Raw genomic sequence first — 16,032 nt, 5'->3', positions numbered from 1 at the left:
GCGTGGAAAACCCGCCAAGGTAGCCCTGATCGCCTGCCTACGCGTCTTGCTGATTCGGCTCAATGCCATGCTCAGGGACGGTACTCCTTGGCGATCTGAGCCCGCTTGAGAAGACAGTTGCTCCTACAGGGTGTAGGAGCGGCCCATGGCCGCGATGATTGCGAGCAAGTCCTCAGGTTTCCAGCCCTTCCGCCGACCTGCCAGCGTTGGCGGGTGGCGTTTCTTCCTGATCCTTGGGCCTGTGCTGGTCCAGCCAGGCGCGCGTCTGATTCTGGGCCTCGTCGACCTTCTTGTTCAATTCGTCGAGGGTTCCACCCAGGGTTTCCCGGGCCTGTTCGCGAGCGGCCTGCTCCACCTTGGTGGCGAAGCTGTCGGCGGCCTTTTCGGCACTGTCGCAGCCGCCGAGGCCGAGCAGCACCAGGATGCTGGCCAGGGCGAGGGAGGCTTTGGGTGTCATGGTCGTCTACTCCTTGCTCAAGAGGGTTTGTTCAGCGAGTCGCGTGCGTCTTGACCGGCGGAGGCGTGCTGGGGCTCGCCGCGGGTCTTGTACAGCGAGACCAGCACACCGCCTGCCAGCAGGCCGAGGGTGACGCTCAGGGAGATCGCCGGCGGGATCTTGCCGATGATGCCCACCAGGAAGATCTTGCAGCCGATGAACACCAGCACCAGCGCCAGGGCGTACTTGAGGTAGGCGAAGCGATGGATCATCGCCGCCAGGGCGAAGTACAGGGCACGCAGGCCGAGGATGGCGAAGACGTTCGAGGTGTAGACGATGAAGGGGTCCTGGGTGATGGCGAAGATGGCTGGCACGCTGTCCACCGCGAACACCAGGTCGGCGCACTCGATCACGATCAGCGCCAGGAACATGGGCGTCGCCCAGAGCACCGCCTTGCCACTGGCGTCGGGCTTGCGCACGAAGAAGTGCTCGCCCTGCAGTTCATCGGTCACCCGCAATTTCTTGCGCAGGAATTTGATGAAGACGTTGTCGTCGAGGTTGGGCTCTTCGTCCACCTTGGCGAACAGCATCTTGACCCCGGTGATCACTAGGAAGGCGCCGAAGATGTAGAGGATCCAGTCGAACTGGTGGATCAGGGCCGCGCCGAGACCGATCATGATGGCGCGCAGCACGATCACCCCGAGGATGCCCCAGAACAGTACGCGGTGCTGGTATTCACGGGGGATGGCGAAGAAGCCGAAGATCACCGCCATCAGGAAGACGTTGTCCATGGACAGCGATTTCTCGATGAGGAAGCCGGTGACGTAATCGAGGCTGGCGTCGGCGCCCTTGAGCTGCCAGACGAAGAGGGCGAACAGCAGGCCGGCAGTGATGTAGCCGGCGGAGAGCAGCAGGCTCTCCTTCACCTCGATGGGCTTGTTCTCCTTGTGGAGGACACCCAGGTCGAAGGCCAGCAGGGCGATGACGACGGCGAAGAAGGTAAGCCACATCCAGGTGGCGGTGCCGAGGAAGTCGGCGAAGAAGAATGCATGCAGGGCGTTCATGAGCCCCTCCTTAGTCAAGTTTCAAGACTATGACTCGACATGGCGGCACATACCGTCAGAGGGGCCCGGGTCACCGAGACAGGATTTCGAACTCGCGCACATTCGGCAAGGGTTGCAGTTTTACAAAATGCAACCGCTCTAGGTCAGGCCTCTCGGGAGGAATGGTGACCGGTGATCAGCCAGCGGCCGGCGATCTGCTCGAAGGTGAAGAGAAAGCGCGCAGGGACGCTCACGGCGCTGTCGCCATCACGATAATGGAACACGTAGAGGCCGCCGACCACGACCGTGCTCAGCTTGTGACTCACACGCTTCTTGAAGATCTGAATGTCGCAGACCAGCCCTTCGTTGGCGAGGAAGTTGCGGAAGTATTCGCGCCGGCTGTCTTCGCAATCCCGTACCTCGTTGGACAGGGTCGGCACCAGGATGGCGTCGGGTGCATAGAGCGCGAGAATGGCTTCCACATCGCGGGTGGCGACGGTCGCGGCCCAGGTGTGCAATGCGGCCTTGGCACCGGCGAGACAGGCGATCTCTTCGTTGGTGCGTGGGGGCGCATAGCCAGGAGTGGCGACGGACATGGCGTGATCCTCAGGTGAAAGCGAATTGTTATAATATAACATTTTTCCCTCGGCCGGTACGCTGTAGGGGCGGATCGCGAGAGGACGACGACGGTCGGGGAGCGCCGGGTCAGAGCGGGAAGGTGTCGCCGTCGGACGCCGGCGACGGATGAGGCGGCGGATCAGCGATTTTCGATCTTCGAACGCAACGGGATCTCTTCGCGCGAATCGGTCTGGCTCAACGGCTGGCCGACCATCTCTTCATAGACTGCCGGCTGAGCGATGAACAGGCGCACCTCCTTGACGTCGTCGAGGATGCGCCGCGCCTCTTCCACCGAGGCAACGTGCAGGGTGGCACCCTTGTCGTCGGCGACCGGTACCGAGGTGCCTTCCACCAGCGCATGGATGACGTAGGAGCCGCCTTCCATGGACACCAGGTTGACTTCCTTGACCGCACCGGCCTTGACCTGCTGATTCAGCTCTTTGACATTCATCGAGACACCTCGGTTATCACGCTAACGAGCCTTGCGCAGTGGCAAGGGGGACATACCGATTCGAGGCAGGAGCGGTGCTCGGAGTTCCGGCTAGGGTCCGAGTGCTGACGGGACCATCCTCGCGTCCAGGCGCCTCGGCTGCGCGGCTAATAACCAGTCATCTCCAGATAGCCCACCCCCTTGGCGCCGCCGTCGACGCTGACCGGGCCTTCCCAATAGGGCGTGCCCAGGGCCATCCAGGCGTTGGGATTGATGGCAGCGATGCGCAGCTCCAGGTCCTCGCCTGGCAGGATGATCGACCAACGCACCGGCACCTCGCGTCCGGCTACCTGGTGCGTGGCCAGGGGCGCGAGGCGGATATCGCCGGGGTGCAGCGGCTGGTTGTGGCCATCGACGGCGATCAGGTTGCCGAACAGGTAGTGCTGGCCGTCGGTCTGGCGCAGGCGGTAGAGCATCAGCTGACGGCCGTCGTCCAGATGCAGGGAAAACCAGTCCCAGCCGAGCTGATCGGCGGCCAGGTGCTGGCTGCTCCATTCCCGATCCAGCCAGGCCAGGCCCTTGACCGGGATACGGCGTCCCTCGATCTCCAGTTCGCCCTGGGCCTGGAAGAAGGGCTGGCTATAGTAATAGGACGCCTGGCCGCTGGCGGATTTGCGACTCAGGCCGCCTTCGCCCTGCAGCACCAGCTGGCCGGTGGCGGCGAGGTCCAGGCGATAGGCGAAACCCGGGCCGCGGGCCGTTACCTGGGCCTGGCCGCTGAGATCGCCGCTCAGGCGCCAGTCGTCGATCCAGGCGGAGAAGGGCGCGGCGATCACGCCTGCCTGGCCGATACCGCCGCGACCCTGGGTCTGGGCGGAGAACTGCCGGGTTTCGCTGGTGAGGCCGGCGTGCCCCAGCCAGAGGTTGCCATTGTTCCAACCGGGCTGGTCGGCGCCGGGTCGCAGGGCATTGCGGAACAGCGTCCATTGCACGCCGTAGCGATGACCCTGGGCATCGCTGAGGTTGGCGGTGACGTACCACCACTCGATGCGGAAGTCCGGGTGGGCACCGTGGTCGGCGGGAAAGCCGAAGACCTTGCCGGGCACCACCGGTGCGAAGTTCTCGCTGTCCTGGCCGAGGCCGGCGAAGCCCGCGGCAGGGGGCTGCTCATCGCAACCGACGAGCAGCAGGAACACGAACAGCAGCGCCCTAGCGTTCATTGCCGAGCTCTCGCAGCAGATCCAGGGGTTGGCTGCGCTGCAGGCGCAGCAGCGGCCAGGCGGCGGCCAGCAGGGTCGCCAGCAGGGCGATGGCGGACAGCGCCAGCAGTTGTCCGGGGAACACCTGCAGCGGCAGGCGCCAGCCGAAGGCCTGGACGTTCACCACGGCGACCAGGCACCAGGCGAGCAGGATGCCGAGCGGAATGGCCAGGGCCAGGGTGAGAACGGCGAGCCCCAGTAGTTGGCCCAGACTCAGCAGGATCAGCCGCGGGCGTTCGATCCCCAGTGCCCACAGCGGTGCGAGCTGGCCGAGCCGGCGCTGTGCCTGGCCGAGCAGGGCGATGAGCAACGCCAGACCGGCTACCGCCAGGGTCAGGGCGTTGAGCGCGGCGGTGGCACTGAAGGTGCGCTCGAAGACCTGATCGGCGTAGTGACGCAACTGGCCTTGGTCGATGGAGCGGCTGGCGTCCAGGGCGAAGCGCTGCTGCAGCTCGCCGCGCAGGGCGTCCACCTGCTCCGGCGCCATGCGGACCACGATGCGGACCAGGCTGGCGTCCGGCCAGAGCGTCCGCAAGCGCTCCTGTGACAGCAGCAGATGACCGCGAGGATTGCCGTAGTCGGCATAGGTGGCGAGGATGGGGGCGGCCCAGCGGCCCTGGCTTCCCATCAATTCGACCGTCTGCCCCTTGGCGACCTTCAGTCGCCGTGCCAGTTGTTCGCTGAGCATCACCCCGTCGCCAGCGAAGAAGGCTGTCCAGCTGGCCTCGGAGCCGTCCAGCAGCGGCCAGTGCTGGCGATAGAGGATGTCGTCCACCACACCGCTGAGGGTGGTCGGCTGGCCCTGCAACGTCGTCTCGACCTCGTGGACCGGCAGCACCGCGCGCACGCTGGGTTGCCCGGGCAGCCAGGCGAGCAGGCTGGCCGCCTGGTGGTCATCCTGCGGGCGCAGATAGAGTTCGGCGGCCAGGCGCTGGTCGAGCCAGCCATCGAAGGTTCGGCGAAAGCCCTCGGTCATGCTGCCGGCGCCGACATTGGCGGCCAAGGCGAGGAGCAGGGCCATCAGCGCCTGGGATAGCCCTGGCAACTGCTGGCGCGCATCGGCGAGGAACCAGCGCAGCAGGGGCCGGCGTACCCGGCCGAGGAGGATATCCAGCAGGGCGCTGAGCAGGGGTGGCAACGCTAGCGCCGCAGCCAGCAACAGGCAGCCGAGCAGGGCCAGTCCGCTGCCCAGGCTGTCGCCGCCCAGCAGCAGGCCGAGGGCGACCAGGGCTGCCAGCGCGGCGGCCATGGCCTGGCGTCCGAGCCAACGGCCATGGGCTGCACGCCAGGCCTCGCCCTGAGCCAGGCCCAGCAGGGGCAACTGCGCCGCGCGCCAGAGGCCATCTGCCCCGGCCAGGAGGGCGCCGCCCAGGCTGAGGCCGAGTCCGGCGAGCCACCAGGCCGGGCTCAGGGTCAGGGTGCCGGCGACTTCCGCGCCATAGAGACCACGCAGGCTGGCTGCCATGTCCGGCAACAGCAGCGCAGCCAGGCCATAGCCGCTGATTACGCCGAGTCCACCGGCCACCAGGGCGACGAGGCTCAGCTCCAGGGCGAGCGCCAGTACCAGGGTTGCGGCCGACAGTCCGCAGGCACGCAGGGTACGCAGCAGCGGCCGGCGTTGCTCCAGGGCCAGGCCGATCGCCGCCTGGACGATGAACAGACCCACGGCAAAGGCCAGTAGGCCGAGTGCCAGTAGATTGAGGTGGAAGCTGTCGGTCAGGCGGTCGAGCTCGCTGCCCTGGTCGCTCTCGACCCGCTGCAGGGATGCGCCTGCCAGCGGCGGCAGGTCGCGCTGGAACGTCTTGGGCAGGATCAGGCGGGACAACAGTTCCGGCGCCGCCAGCAGTCGCTGGGCCTGGCCGATGTCCATGACCAGGGTGCCGGGAGCCAGGCCGGTACGGCCGCGCAGCGGCGGCAGGGGCAATCCATCCGTGCGGTGCAGTACGGTGCCGTCCTGGAGTTGCCATTCATGCAGGGTTTCCGGGGCGATCCAGGTGGTGCCCTGGGGGCTGAGGAAATCCAGCAGCGCCTCGGGCGAAGCCCTGGCTGCCACGCCCCGATCGGCGGGCAGGCTGACCGGTTCCAGGCCGACCAGCGGCACCGGCCGCTCGCGTTCCGCGAGAGCGAGACGTCCCTGCAGGACGGGCGACACCGGCCAGCCCTGCCGGCGCAGTTCGACGAACAGCGCCTGGGCGAAGCGACCGCCATCGCGGGCTTCCAGGCTGGCCTGATCGGCGCCGAACAGGGCGCTGGCCTGGGCATAGCTCTGTCGCGCCTGGGCATTGAGGGCCAATACGCCGATCAGCAAGGCAGTGGCCAGCCACAATCCGGCGATCAGCCCGACCAGTTGCAGCGGATGCCGCCGCCAGTGGCTGGCCAGGCCGTGCAGGCTCCAGTAGAGCAGTCTCACGGGCCGCGCTCGTCAGCCAGGACCAGCCTGCCCCGCGCCAGGTGCAGCGTTCGATCCAAGTGGCAGGCGATGCGGGCGCTGTGGGTCACCATCAACAGGCTGCTGCCGGTCTCGGCGACCAATTCCAGCAGCAGCGCCAGGGCCTGGTCGCCGCTGCCCTCGTCGAGATTGCCGGTGGGCTCGTCGGCCAGCAGCAGGGGCGGGCGCGAGGCCAGGGCGCGCCCGAGGGCCACCCGCTGCTGCTGGCCACCCGAGAGTTGCTCCGGATAGCGATCCAGTAGTGCGGCAAGGCCCAGCCGCTCGGCCAGGATCTGCTGCCAGCGCGGATCGTGACGGTGGGCAAGGCGGGCCTGGAAGGCGAGGTTGTCGGCCACCGACAGGCTGGCGATGAGGTTGAACTGCTGGAAGATCAGCCCGATGCCCTCGCGCCGCCAGCGCGCCAGGGCCCGCTCATCGAGCGCGGACAGCGTCTGGCCGGCTGCCTCGATGCGCCCGCGATCCGGGCGATCGAGTCCGGCGACCAGATGCAGCAGGGTACTCTTGCCGCTGCCGGACTCGCCCATCAGGGCCAGGCTCTCGCCCTGGCCGAGGTGCAGGTCCACGCCGTGCAGGACCGGTAGCGGGCCCTGGGGTGTCGGATAGCTCTTGTGCAGATCGGTGATGGTCAGCATCGCGCCTCTCGCGCCGGTCGCCGTCTGCAATCGACCGGGCCTTGGCGGCGACGTTCAGCGCAGCTAGCGGCGCTTGCCCTTGCCGACCTTTTCGTCTTCCTCACGCTGCAGGCGCTCGCACTTGCGCACCATGGTCAGGTAGTAGATGGCGCTGCCGACGAACAGGATGATAGGCAGCGCCATGGACATCTGCAGCAGGCTGCCGGGAAAGGCAGCCGGTACCCAGTGGTGGTAGAGCAGGATGCCGATGGCCAGCAGCACCGAGTACAGCAGACCGTAGCCGCCGGCCTTGCGTGATTCGCGGGCGAGTTCCAGGGGCGGGCGATTCAGATCATTGGGCTCGAACATGAACGTCTCTAGCAAGCGCGAAGGAAGACGCCAGTCTAAACCCTGGGACGGCGCCAGTCGTGCCCATGCGGCTGGCGGTCGCAGTGGCGCGCCAAGCATAGCGCGCACTCCGTTCACGCAACGTTCAGGCAGACATAAGCTTGAAATCTTATCCTTTGCAGCCATTTAGAGCCTGTTCAAAGTCGCGCGAGCTAGAGCCAAACGAGGCGAAAATGGTCGAGGAAGCGGAGTTTACGAGGGGTAAATGAGCATTCCGAAGCCATTTTCAACGCGGTTTGGCCGACGCGCAGCAGACTTTGAACAGGCTCTTAGAGGCCTGGCGATGGCAAGTGAGCAGCTCTCCTTGTAAGCTCGATCAGTTATTTGAACGCGCACGATGCGCACGGATAAGGAATCAACATGAAACAGTATCGGTTGGCAGCAGCGGTGGCCCTGGTGGGTCTGGTTCTGAGCGGCTGCGACTCCAAGCCCAAGGTCGAGCTGGAAAGCCCGGCCCAGAAGGCGTCCTACGGTATCGGCCTGAACATGGGCAAGAGCCTGGCCCAGGAAGGTATCGATGACCTGGATCCCAAGGCCGTCGCCCTGGGCATCGAAGACGCCGTCGGCAAGAAGGACCAGAAGCTGACCGATCAGCAACTGACCGAAGCCTTCGCCGCCCTGCAGAAGCGCGCCGAAGAGAAGATGGCCAAGGTCAGTGAGGACAATGCCAAGGCCGGCAAGAAATTCCTCGAAGAGAACGGCAAGAAGCCTGGCGTGATCACCACCGCCTCCGGCCTGCAGTACGAAGTGGTCAAGAAGGCCGATGGCCCTCAGCCCAAGCCCACCGATGTGGTCACCGTGCACTACGAGGGCAAGCTGGTCGACGGTACTGTGTTCGACAGCTCCATCAAGCGTGGCACCCCGATCGATCTGCCGGTCAACGGCGTGATCCCCGGTTGGGTCGAGGCGCTGCAGCTGATGCACGTCGGCGAGAAGATCAAGCTGTACATCCCCTCCGAGCTGGCCTACGGCGCCCAGAGCCCGAGCCCGGCGATCCCGGCCAACTCGGTGCTGGTGTTCGACCTGGAACTGCTGGGCATCAAGGACGCCGCCGCGGCGGACGCCGAGGATGCACCGGCCGCTCCGGCCGCCGATGCTCCGGCTGCTGCCGAGAAAGCACCGGCCAAGAAATAAGCCGGTTCGCGCTCGCCAACGCCCTGCCTAGCAGGGCGTTTTGCATTGGGCCCGGGAAACCCTGCAGGCCCTTTGCGATCAGATTCCTTGCGTACCGGCCCCGCGCCGGGGAAGTCCGCTTGAATCGTGTTTCCAACGCTCGAGGTGCCCATGAAGCCACCGAAGAATTTTGATCGCTATCTGGGGCTCGCCCAGCGCCTACTGATCCGTGGACGCTTGCCCGCGCTGCTGCTGGGCGTGGCGCGCAAGACCAGCAAGCGCGGCCTCAAGCTGGGTGAAGCCCGGGAGACCCTCAGGCTGTTCCACCAGTTGCTGCTGGCCTGGTGGCGTGGTCAGTATCGCGGCGTGAGTCGCAAGACGCTGCTGACCGTGGCCGGCGGCCTGGTCTATTTCCTCCTGCCCATCGATCTCATCCCCGACTGGGTACCCATGTTCGGCCTGCTCGACGACCTGGCCGTGCTGGCGTGGGTCGGCAAGGCGTGCAGTGATGAACTCGATGCCTTCCGCGCCTGGCGCGACAACCGATCCGCTACGCAGCAGGCCGCCCTGGCGGCGCTGCCCGACAAGCACGAGCGTCCCGCACCGGGCGTCGCCCTCGACCAATTGCGGGATTGAGCGCTCTTGAGCCTACGTATCAGCCGCCAGCACTGGCTGGCACTGTTGGACGAACTGGAAAGCGCACGCCGCAGCCGTAGCCTGCTGACCTACCGCTCGGTGATCGAGCGGGTGGGGCTACCGCAGCCGGCCATGGTGACCCTGACCGCGGCCCTGGAATACCTGGCCGCCCTCGACCGCCGCGAAGGGCGGCCGCTGCGCAGTGCCCTGGTGGTCAGCCAGAGCGGCAGCCGTCTGCCACGAGAGGGCTTCTTCGACTGCGCGCTGCGCCTGGGTGCGCTGGCAGGCGCGCCCCAGGCCGCCGATGCAGTCAGCTGGCACGCTGCGGAAGTGACTCGGGTATTCGAGCACCAGTACCCGGATCACCGAGAGGTCTGAGTGTCAGAGCCTGTTCGAGGGTTCGTGAATTAGCGTCAGACAGGGCCTCGGTGGCTCTGCGATAAACACTGGCGGGAGCAGATCGAAGTCGCACTCGACGCGGGCTTGGGTGAGAAGGCGCAGGGTAGATGAGCCGTGCAAGGAGGTCGCCCAGGCGGGGCTGGGCGACCATGTACTGCCCGTCATTAAAGCCTTGATCGCCATCCACACTGAGCTTCTGACCAGCTGGGTGAGCACAAGAGCCGGCGTTTTCCTTGATTGATTGGCATCAGGCTACTGTCGGGCGTTCGCCTAGGTCACCACTTGAACCTCTGTGCTGCTGCTTTAAATCGCAGCCATGGCGGTCCGCCGATGCGGCCGCTCCTACAGGGTACCTGCGAGGTAGAGGCAACTGTCTTATCGAGAGCCACCGAAGAGGAACATCCGCTCGAAGCGCTCCCTCTTCCTCTGGGAGAGGGCTGGGAGAGGGAACCCCTCGTGGCGAACTCCATGTGGAAAAAGCTGCGCCGTTTTCCACACTACTGTCTGACGGCACAGCCTCATCTACCGGGCAACCTATCGCGGCCATGGGCCGCTCCTACGAGGTTAGACTGGGCCTGTAGGAGCAACTGTCTTATCGCCTGAGTCACTGAAGACGAGCGTCCGCTCCAAGCGCCCCCTCTCCCTTCGGGAGAGGGCTGGGGTGAGGGAAACCTTCGCGGCGAACTCACCCGTGGAAAAGGCTGCGCCGTTTTCCACACTACGACCTGTAGGAGCGGCCCATGGCCGCGATGTCGGACCTGAAGCCCCTGTTAGGCTTTCACGCCATTTGGCCGATGCGTAATAGCCTTCGAGCAAGCTCTCAGGCACGCATCAGGTGCAGGCTGTAGCCGGGGATCGCCTTGGCGTTGCGCTTGGCTTCGGAGGCGAGACCCGCCAGGCCGCTGGCATCCACCCGTTTGCCGGCATCCTTGTCCAGCTCCACCACGCCGAGTGACAGCGACAGCAGCGGATATTCCCGTCGGCGCCCGTCGCGGTCGTAGGCCAGGAAGCAGCCAGCCTCCAGGTGTTCGCTGCGATAGAAGTGCCGGCAGCGTTCCTGGAAGGCCGCCATCAGGCCGTTCAGCCGGCGGCGCCAGTCCGCCGAGCCCAGGACCACCAGGAAGTCATCGCCGCCGATGTGGCCGACGAAGTCCTGCTGCGGGTCGAGGCGCTCCGCCAGGGTCTGCGCCAGGCAGAGCAGTACCTCGTCGCCCTTGGCGTAGCCATAGAGGTCGTTGAAGGGCTTGAAGCCGTCGATGTCGACGTAGCACACCACGGCTTCGCGCTGCTGATCCAGCAACCGTGTCAGGCACTGCTGGATGGGCACGTTGCCGGGCAGCTGGGTGAGGGGATTGGCGTGCTTGGCCTGCTGGATGCGTTGCTCGGTGATCAGCCGCAGCACGTCCATCACCCGGCCGACACCCGTGTAGCGGCCGTCCTCGGTGATGATGAAATCCTCTTCGATCCGCTGCCGGGCACGGGCGGTGAGCAGCCGACTGACCTGCTGCAGCGACTGGTTGCTCTCGGTGGCCAGGAAGTCATGGTTCATCAGGCGGGCGATGGGTTTGCGCGCGAACACCTCGTGGGCGAAAGGCTTGAGCAGCGCCGAACTCAGTTCATGGTGATGGACGATCCCCACCGGGCGATCGTCTTCGTCCACCACCGCCAGGGTATTGAGGCTGGGCTGCAGGCGGAAGCGTTCCAGGACATCGAGGATCAGCATGTCCTGGCCCACCGCCACCTGCTCGACCCTCAGGCTGGCCACCGTAGTGGATTCCTCGGCGAGGTCGGAACCGCAGGTGGCTATCACCGGCAGCAGGGTCTGGATTTCCCGGGGCGGCGCCGCCGTCGGCCGGCCCAGCAGGTAACCCTGTACCAAGTCGACGCCCATGCTCGCCAGGGTTGACAGCTCTTCGTGGGTCTCGATGCCTTCGGCGATCACCTGGGCGCGGGAGGCCTCGGCCATCTTCAGGATGGAGCCGACGAATTCGCGCTTCACCTTGTCGCGGTGGATGGACTCGATGAAGTGGCGATCGATCTTGACGAAGTCCGGGCGCAGCTCCGACCAGCTTCTCAGGCTGGAGTAGCCGGCGCCCAGATCGTCGAGGGCGATGGAGAAGCCCATGGCGCGATAGTGATGCAGGGCGGTGGCCAGCAGGGCGAAGTCGTCGATGGGCGACTGCTCGGTGAGTTCGATCACCACCTGGGCCGGAGAAAGGCCCAGGCGTTGCAGCAGCTTGAGCGTCTGGCCCGACTGGTGGGCGGGCTCGAGCAGGGTTTCCGGACAGACGTTGAGGAACAGCAGGCCATCCAGCCCCAGCTCGCGAAAGCTCTGGCAGGACTGTTGGCGAGCGGCGATTTCCAGCTCGGAGAGACGACCGGCCTGGCGGGCGGTGGCATAGAGCGGGAGCGGTGAGTGCAGCGGCGTATCGGAGGCACCACGAATCAGGGCCTCGTAACCGAGGATACGTCTTTCGCTCAGGGACACTATGGGTTGAAAGAGCGAATGCAGCTCCCGATTGGCGAGAATGCGATCCAACACCCCAGCCTGGTCGTTCAGTGTCATGGTCAGCCTGTCAGAACGCGAAAACGAAAATGCCCGAGGGCCGCTTGTGGCGGCCCCCGGGCATTTCACGACAGACCTATGACATTTTGATGTCAGCGCTTGGGCGGGGTCTGGCTGAGGTCGAGATAGTCCAGCAGCACATGGCCCGACTCCATGAGGTAGGCATCGTCCTGCGGCTTGGTCTTGTCGTCATCGATCGCCGGGTTGTCCTCGTCGATCTTCTTCAGCTCCTTGAGCGGCGCCTCGCCCTTGGCCTGACGACGCTGGTTCTCCATCGCCAACTGGCGATTGTCCAGAGCGGTCTGCTCGGCGCGACGCTTCTGCTCGTTGAGGCTGACGGTGGTATCCGCCGCCAGCTCCTGGGCCAGCTTCAGCCGCTCACGGGCGAAGATGAAGTCGGGGTCCTTCTGCACCCGCACGTCGTGGCGCTTGACCAGTTCCGGCAGGTAGGCGGCGAAGGGATTGCTCAGGCCGGTCACCGCCGGGGCGATGGTGTCCCAGGGCATGGAGTCGGGCAGGGCGCTTTCGCCGATCTGCTTGGTATCGACCACCGCCGGATAGTCGATGTCCGGCAGCACGCCCTGATGCTGGGTGCTCTGGCCGGAAACGCGGTAGAACTTGGCGATGGTCAGCTTGAGTTCACCGTGATTCAGCGGCTGGATGGTCTGCACGGTGCCCTTGCCGAAGGTCTGGCCACCGACGATCAAGGCGCGGTGATAGTCCTGCATGGCGCCGGCGAAGATCTCCGACGCCGAGGCGGACAGGCGATTGACGAGGACGGTCAGGGGACCCTTGTAGAAGGCGCCGCCTTCGTCGTCGGCGAGCACCTCGACCTTGCCGTCGCCATTGCGCACCAGCACGGTGGGGCCCTGGTCGATGAACAGGCCGGTCAGCTCGGTGGCTTCCTGCAGCGAGCCGCCGCCGTTGTTGCGCAGGTCCAGGACGATGCCGTCGACCTTTTCCTTCTGCAGCTCGCCGATGAGCTTCTTCACGTCACGCGTGGTGCTCTTGTAGTTCGGGTCTCCGGCGCGATAGGCCTTGAAATCCAGGTAGAAGGCCGGCACGTCGATCACGCCGAGCTTGTAGTGCTTGCCTTCGTGGGGCACGTCGATCACGTGCTTCTGGGCAGCCTGCTCTTCAAGCTTCACCGCTTCGCGGGTGATGGCGACGATCTTGGTCTTCTGGTCGTTCGGCGCGTTGCTCGCCGGGATGATCTCCAGGCGCACCTTGGAACCCTTGGGTCCGCGGATCAGCTTGACCACTTCGTCCAGGCGCCAGCCGACGACGTCGACCATCTCGCCGTCACCCTGGGCGACCCCGACGATCTTGTCCGCCGGGGCGATCTGCTTGGACTTGTCCGCCGGGCCGGCCGGCACCAGGCGCAGGATCTGCACGTAGTCGTTGTCGTTCTGCAACACCGCGCCGATGCCTTCCAGCGACAGGCTCATGTTGATGTCGAAGTTCTCCGCGCTTTCCGGCGAGAGATACTGGGTATGCGGATCGTAGGACTCGGCGAAGGCGTTGATGTAGGTCTGGAAGACGTCTTCGCTGCGCGTCTGATTGAGGCGCGCCAGCTGATTCTTGTATCTCTTGGTCAGTTGCTGCTGGATCTGCTGGTCGGTCTTGCCGGACAGGCGCAGGCGCAGCACCTCGTCCTTGAGCTTGCGATGCCATAGGTCGTCGAGCGCCGCGGTATCGGCCGGCCACGCCGCCTTCTCGCGGTTGGTGTTGAAGGACTCGTCGACGGTGAAGTCGAGCTTGCCGATGCCGGCGTTGAGCAGCCCCAGGCCGTAGTTCAGGCGCTCGGTCATGCGCTGGGCATACCGGCGATAGATGGCGAAGCCCGGTTCGAGATTGCCCTGCTTGAGGTAGTCGTCGAAACGGGTGCGCGAGGCATCGAATTCGCGGATGTCGGCGGCGTTGAAATACAGTCGCGCGGGATCGAGCATCTTTAGATAGCTGTCGTAGATCTTGATCGACTGGGCATCGTTGAGCGGCGGCTTGCTGTAATGGTGGCGCTTGAGCAGCTCGACGATGTTGAGGCTGGCGATGACCTGGTCGCGGTCGGGTTGCAGCTTGTCGACGCTAACCGGTGAGTTGGGCTTGGCGAAGAGGGGCGTCGCGCTGACGCCAAGCAGGACAACGAGGGCGGTACGGGACAAGAGCTGCTTCATGTGTATTCGACTAATGCACGGAAAGGAATAGGCTATAGGCCGTTCCCGGGTCGGGCGGTTCCACGGCCTGGGAAGTATGATGGGCGGTGACGAAAAATTGTCTGGCGATGGTCCGAGAAGCTGGTCACGATCTGCTGCGCGTCGGCCAAACCGCGTTGAAAACGCCTTCGGAATGCTCATTTACCCCTCGTAAACTCCGCTTCCTCGGGCATTTTCGCCTTGTTTGTCTCTAGCTCGCGAGATCGTGAACAGCTTCTGAGGTCTGAAGGTTGAAAGCGCTGGGAAGCGACGGCTGTGACAGCCCCGCGTCTTCCGCTCCGCTCGACTCCCGCAGAACCCGCCGGCGCAGGCGCTTATTCGTCAAAGCCTGAGCCACTATGGAGGCACCGTGAACGCATTGCAAGGTATCGAAGGGCAACTGGAATGGCAGTCATTGAGCGCTCGCGCACTGGCGCCTGGAGAAATTCGCATCAAGGTGGCGGCAGCGGGCCTGAACCGCGCCGACCTGCTGCAATTGGCGGGCAACTACCCACCGCCACCGGGCGCGCCCGCCACCTTGGGCCTGGAGTGCGCTGGGGTGGTCAGCGAGACCACCGCGGATTCCCGCTGGCAGCTGGGTGACCGGGTCTGCGCACTGCTCGCCGGGGGTGGCATGGCCAGCGAAGTGGTGGTCGATGGTCGCCAGGCCGCGGCCGTGCCGGCGGGTCTGTCGCTGATTGAAGCCGCGGCGCTACCCGAGGTATGGGCGACTGCCTGGAGCAATCTGTTCGACCTGGCCGCGCTGCAGCCGGGCGAGAAGGTGCTGTTGCACGCCGGCGCCAGTGGCGTGGGCTCGGCGGCCATCCAGCTGTGCAAGGCCTTCGGCAATCCTTGCTGGGTCAGTGTCGGCTCCCAGGACCGTCTGGCCCACTGCGAGCGGCTCGGCGCCGAGGGCGGAGTGCTGCGCAAGACCGACCTGGAAAGCCTGCGCGACTTCGCGCCTTTCAATGTCGTCCTCGATCCGGTCGGTGCCGGCTACGCCCCGCTCAACCTGGACCTGTTGGGCCAGGATGGTCGCTGGGTGCTGATCGGCCTCATGGGGGGACGCGAAGCCGAGCTGGATCTGGCCAAGGTCCTCGGCAAGCGCATCCGCCTCATCGGCTCGACGCTGCGCAACCGGTCGGTGGAGTTCAAGGCCAAGACCATGCTGGCGTTGGAAGAGCAGGTCTGGCCGCTGTTCGCCAAGGGCCAACTGAGCGTCAATCTCGAGCGACGCTTCTCCGCACAGAATGCCGAGGCCGCCTTCGCCGCCCTGGAAAGCAACGAGGTGAACGGCAAGGTGGTGTTGGTGCTCGATGAGGGGCTGGAGTGATCTCTTTCTTCTGAACCGGCTGCGCCCCTGACGGTTCCGCTGTAGGAGTATCGCCTGAGCCACCGAAGACGAACATCCGCTCGAAGTGCCCCCTCTCCCTCCGGGAGAGGGCTGGGGTGAGGGAACACCTAGTGGCGAACTTGTCGTGGAAAAGGCTGCGCCGTTTCCACACTACGGCCTGTAGGAGCGGCCCGTGGCCGCGATTCACCTGCGTAGAGGCACGTTACTGGCAGCTCGGCAGATGTCCTATCGCGGCCATGGGCCACTCCTGCGAGTCAAGTTTCCGGTAGCAGCGTCCGCCTCGGCGAACCGCCCTGGCGCGATGGCACCAACCTGTAGCGTGGAAAACCGCGTAGCGTTTTCCACGGGCACACACGGCGATCAATGATGCACGAGGTTGATCGCGGCCATGGGCCGCTTGTGTCTTGGCTTGCCGTTAGGATGGAGGTGAGAGCAGCAGGGGGCAGGCTGTAGGGCCGCAGTGTTTCGAGCACGTGTAGGAGCCGGTCCCGCCCCCTGCTGACCTCTGACGTCCCAGC

General features: G+C 65.3%; 14 protein-coding genes and 1 pseudogene. 5 read left to right on the top strand and 10 right to left on the bottom strand.

Annotated elements, in window-relative coordinates; all coding sequences use genetic code 11:
- Positions 1–109, top strand: a pseudogene (locus tag AR540_RS26105) (IS110 family transposase); the annotation flags it as partial.
- 63 nt (positions 110–172) lie between these two features.
- On the opposite strand, the gene AR540_RS14955 reads toward AR540_RS26105, so the two are convergent.
- The 8 genes from AR540_RS14955 to AR540_RS14920 all read right to left on the bottom strand — a co-directional run bounded on the left by AR540_RS14955 (position 173) and on the right by AR540_RS14920 (position 7,215).
- Entirely contained in the window at positions 173–457 is a 285-nt protein-coding gene (locus tag AR540_RS14955) for a hypothetical protein (protein WP_059229995.1), read from the bottom strand.
- 17 nt (positions 458–474) lie between these two features.
- The gene (locus tag AR540_RS14950) at positions 475–1,500 is read right to left on the bottom strand and encodes a TerC family protein (protein ID WP_059229994.1); all 1,026 of its coding nucleotides are present in this window, start codon (positions 1,498–1,500) and stop codon (positions 475–477) included.
- A 143-nt stretch (positions 1,501–1,643) separates the two neighbouring features.
- Positions 1,644–2,075 (bottom strand): DUF4440 domain-containing protein, encoded by a 432-nt coding sequence (locus tag AR540_RS14945; RefSeq protein ID WP_059229993.1) that lies wholly within the window; start codon positions 2,073–2,075, stop codon positions 1,644–1,646.
- 161 nt (positions 2,076–2,236) lie between these two features.
- Entirely contained in the window at positions 2,237–2,548 is a 312-nt protein-coding gene (locus AR540_RS14940; RefSeq protein ID WP_059229992.1) for a DUF6482 family protein, read from the bottom strand.
- Positions 2,549–2,694: 146 nt separating this feature from the next.
- Positions 2,695–3,747 carry a lipocalin-like domain-containing protein gene (locus tag AR540_RS14935; protein ID WP_059229991.1) on the bottom strand — a complete coding sequence of 351 codons (1,053 nt, stop codon included), beginning with the start codon at positions 3,745–3,747 and terminating at the stop codon, positions 2,695–2,697.
- Positions 3,737–6,196, bottom strand: a complete 2,460-nt coding sequence (locus tag AR540_RS14930) for an FtsX-like permease family protein (RefSeq protein ID WP_059229990.1) — start codon at positions 6,194–6,196, stop codon at positions 3,737–3,739. The genes AR540_RS14935 and AR540_RS14930 overlap by 11 nt, the downstream gene beginning before the upstream one ends.
- Positions 6,193–6,867 (bottom strand): ABC transporter ATP-binding protein, encoded by a 675-nt coding sequence (locus AR540_RS14925; protein WP_059229989.1) that lies wholly within the window; start codon positions 6,865–6,867, stop codon positions 6,193–6,195. Before AR540_RS14925 ends, AR540_RS14930 begins: the two co-directional genes overlap by 4 nt.
- A 63-nt stretch (positions 6,868–6,930) precedes the next feature.
- Positions 6,931–7,215 carry a hypothetical protein gene (locus AR540_RS14920; RefSeq protein WP_059229988.1) on the bottom strand — a complete coding sequence of 95 codons (285 nt, stop codon included), beginning with the start codon at positions 7,213–7,215 and terminating at the stop codon, positions 6,931–6,933.
- 399 nt (positions 7,216–7,614) lie between these two features.
- On the opposite strand from AR540_RS14920, the gene AR540_RS14915 reads away from it, so the two are divergent.
- From AR540_RS14915 to AR540_RS14905, 3 genes are all read left to right on the top strand, one after another.
- The gene (locus AR540_RS14915) at positions 7,615–8,388 is read left to right on the top strand and encodes an FKBP-type peptidyl-prolyl cis-trans isomerase (protein WP_059229987.1); all 774 of its coding nucleotides are present in this window, start codon (positions 7,615–7,617) and stop codon (positions 8,386–8,388) included.
- 150 nt (positions 8,389–8,538) lie between these two features.
- Entirely contained in the window at positions 8,539–9,003 is a 465-nt protein-coding gene (locus tag AR540_RS14910; protein ID WP_059229986.1) for a YkvA family protein, read from the top strand.
- Positions 9,004–9,009: 6 nt separating this feature from the next.
- Positions 9,010–9,381, top strand: a complete 372-nt coding sequence (locus AR540_RS14905) for a hypothetical protein (protein WP_059229985.1) — start codon at positions 9,010–9,012, stop codon at positions 9,379–9,381.
- An 841-nt stretch (positions 9,382–10,222) separates the two neighbouring features.
- Here the strand turns inward: AR540_RS14905 and AR540_RS14900 are convergent.
- Both AR540_RS14900 and AR540_RS14895 read right to left on the bottom strand, forming a co-directional pair.
- Positions 10,223–11,968 (bottom strand): bifunctional diguanylate cyclase/phosphodiesterase, encoded by a 1,746-nt coding sequence (locus AR540_RS14900; RefSeq protein ID WP_059229984.1) that lies wholly within the window; start codon positions 11,966–11,968, stop codon positions 10,223–10,225.
- A gap of 92 nt (positions 11,969–12,060) precedes the next feature.
- Complete coding sequence (locus AR540_RS14895) at positions 12,061–14,142, bottom strand: carboxy terminal-processing peptidase (protein WP_059229983.1); 2,082 nt, start codon at positions 14,140–14,142, stop codon at positions 12,061–12,063.
- 388 nt (positions 14,143–14,530) lie between these two features.
- Here AR540_RS14895 and AR540_RS14890 point away from each other — a divergent pair, with 388 nt between their 5' ends.
- On the top strand, positions 14,531–15,493 hold the full coding sequence (locus AR540_RS14890; protein WP_177339240.1) for an NAD(P)H-quinone oxidoreductase: 963 nt from the start codon (positions 14,531–14,533) through the stop codon (positions 15,491–15,493).
- Positions 15,494–16,032: the final 539 nt, after the last annotated feature.

This window comes from Pseudomonas sp. EpS/L25, assembly GCF_001512295.1.
Lineage (GTDB): Bacteria > Pseudomonadota > Gammaproteobacteria > Pseudomonadales > Pseudomonadaceae > Chryseomonas.
This window is presented reverse-complemented; position numbering and strand designations above follow the sequence as displayed.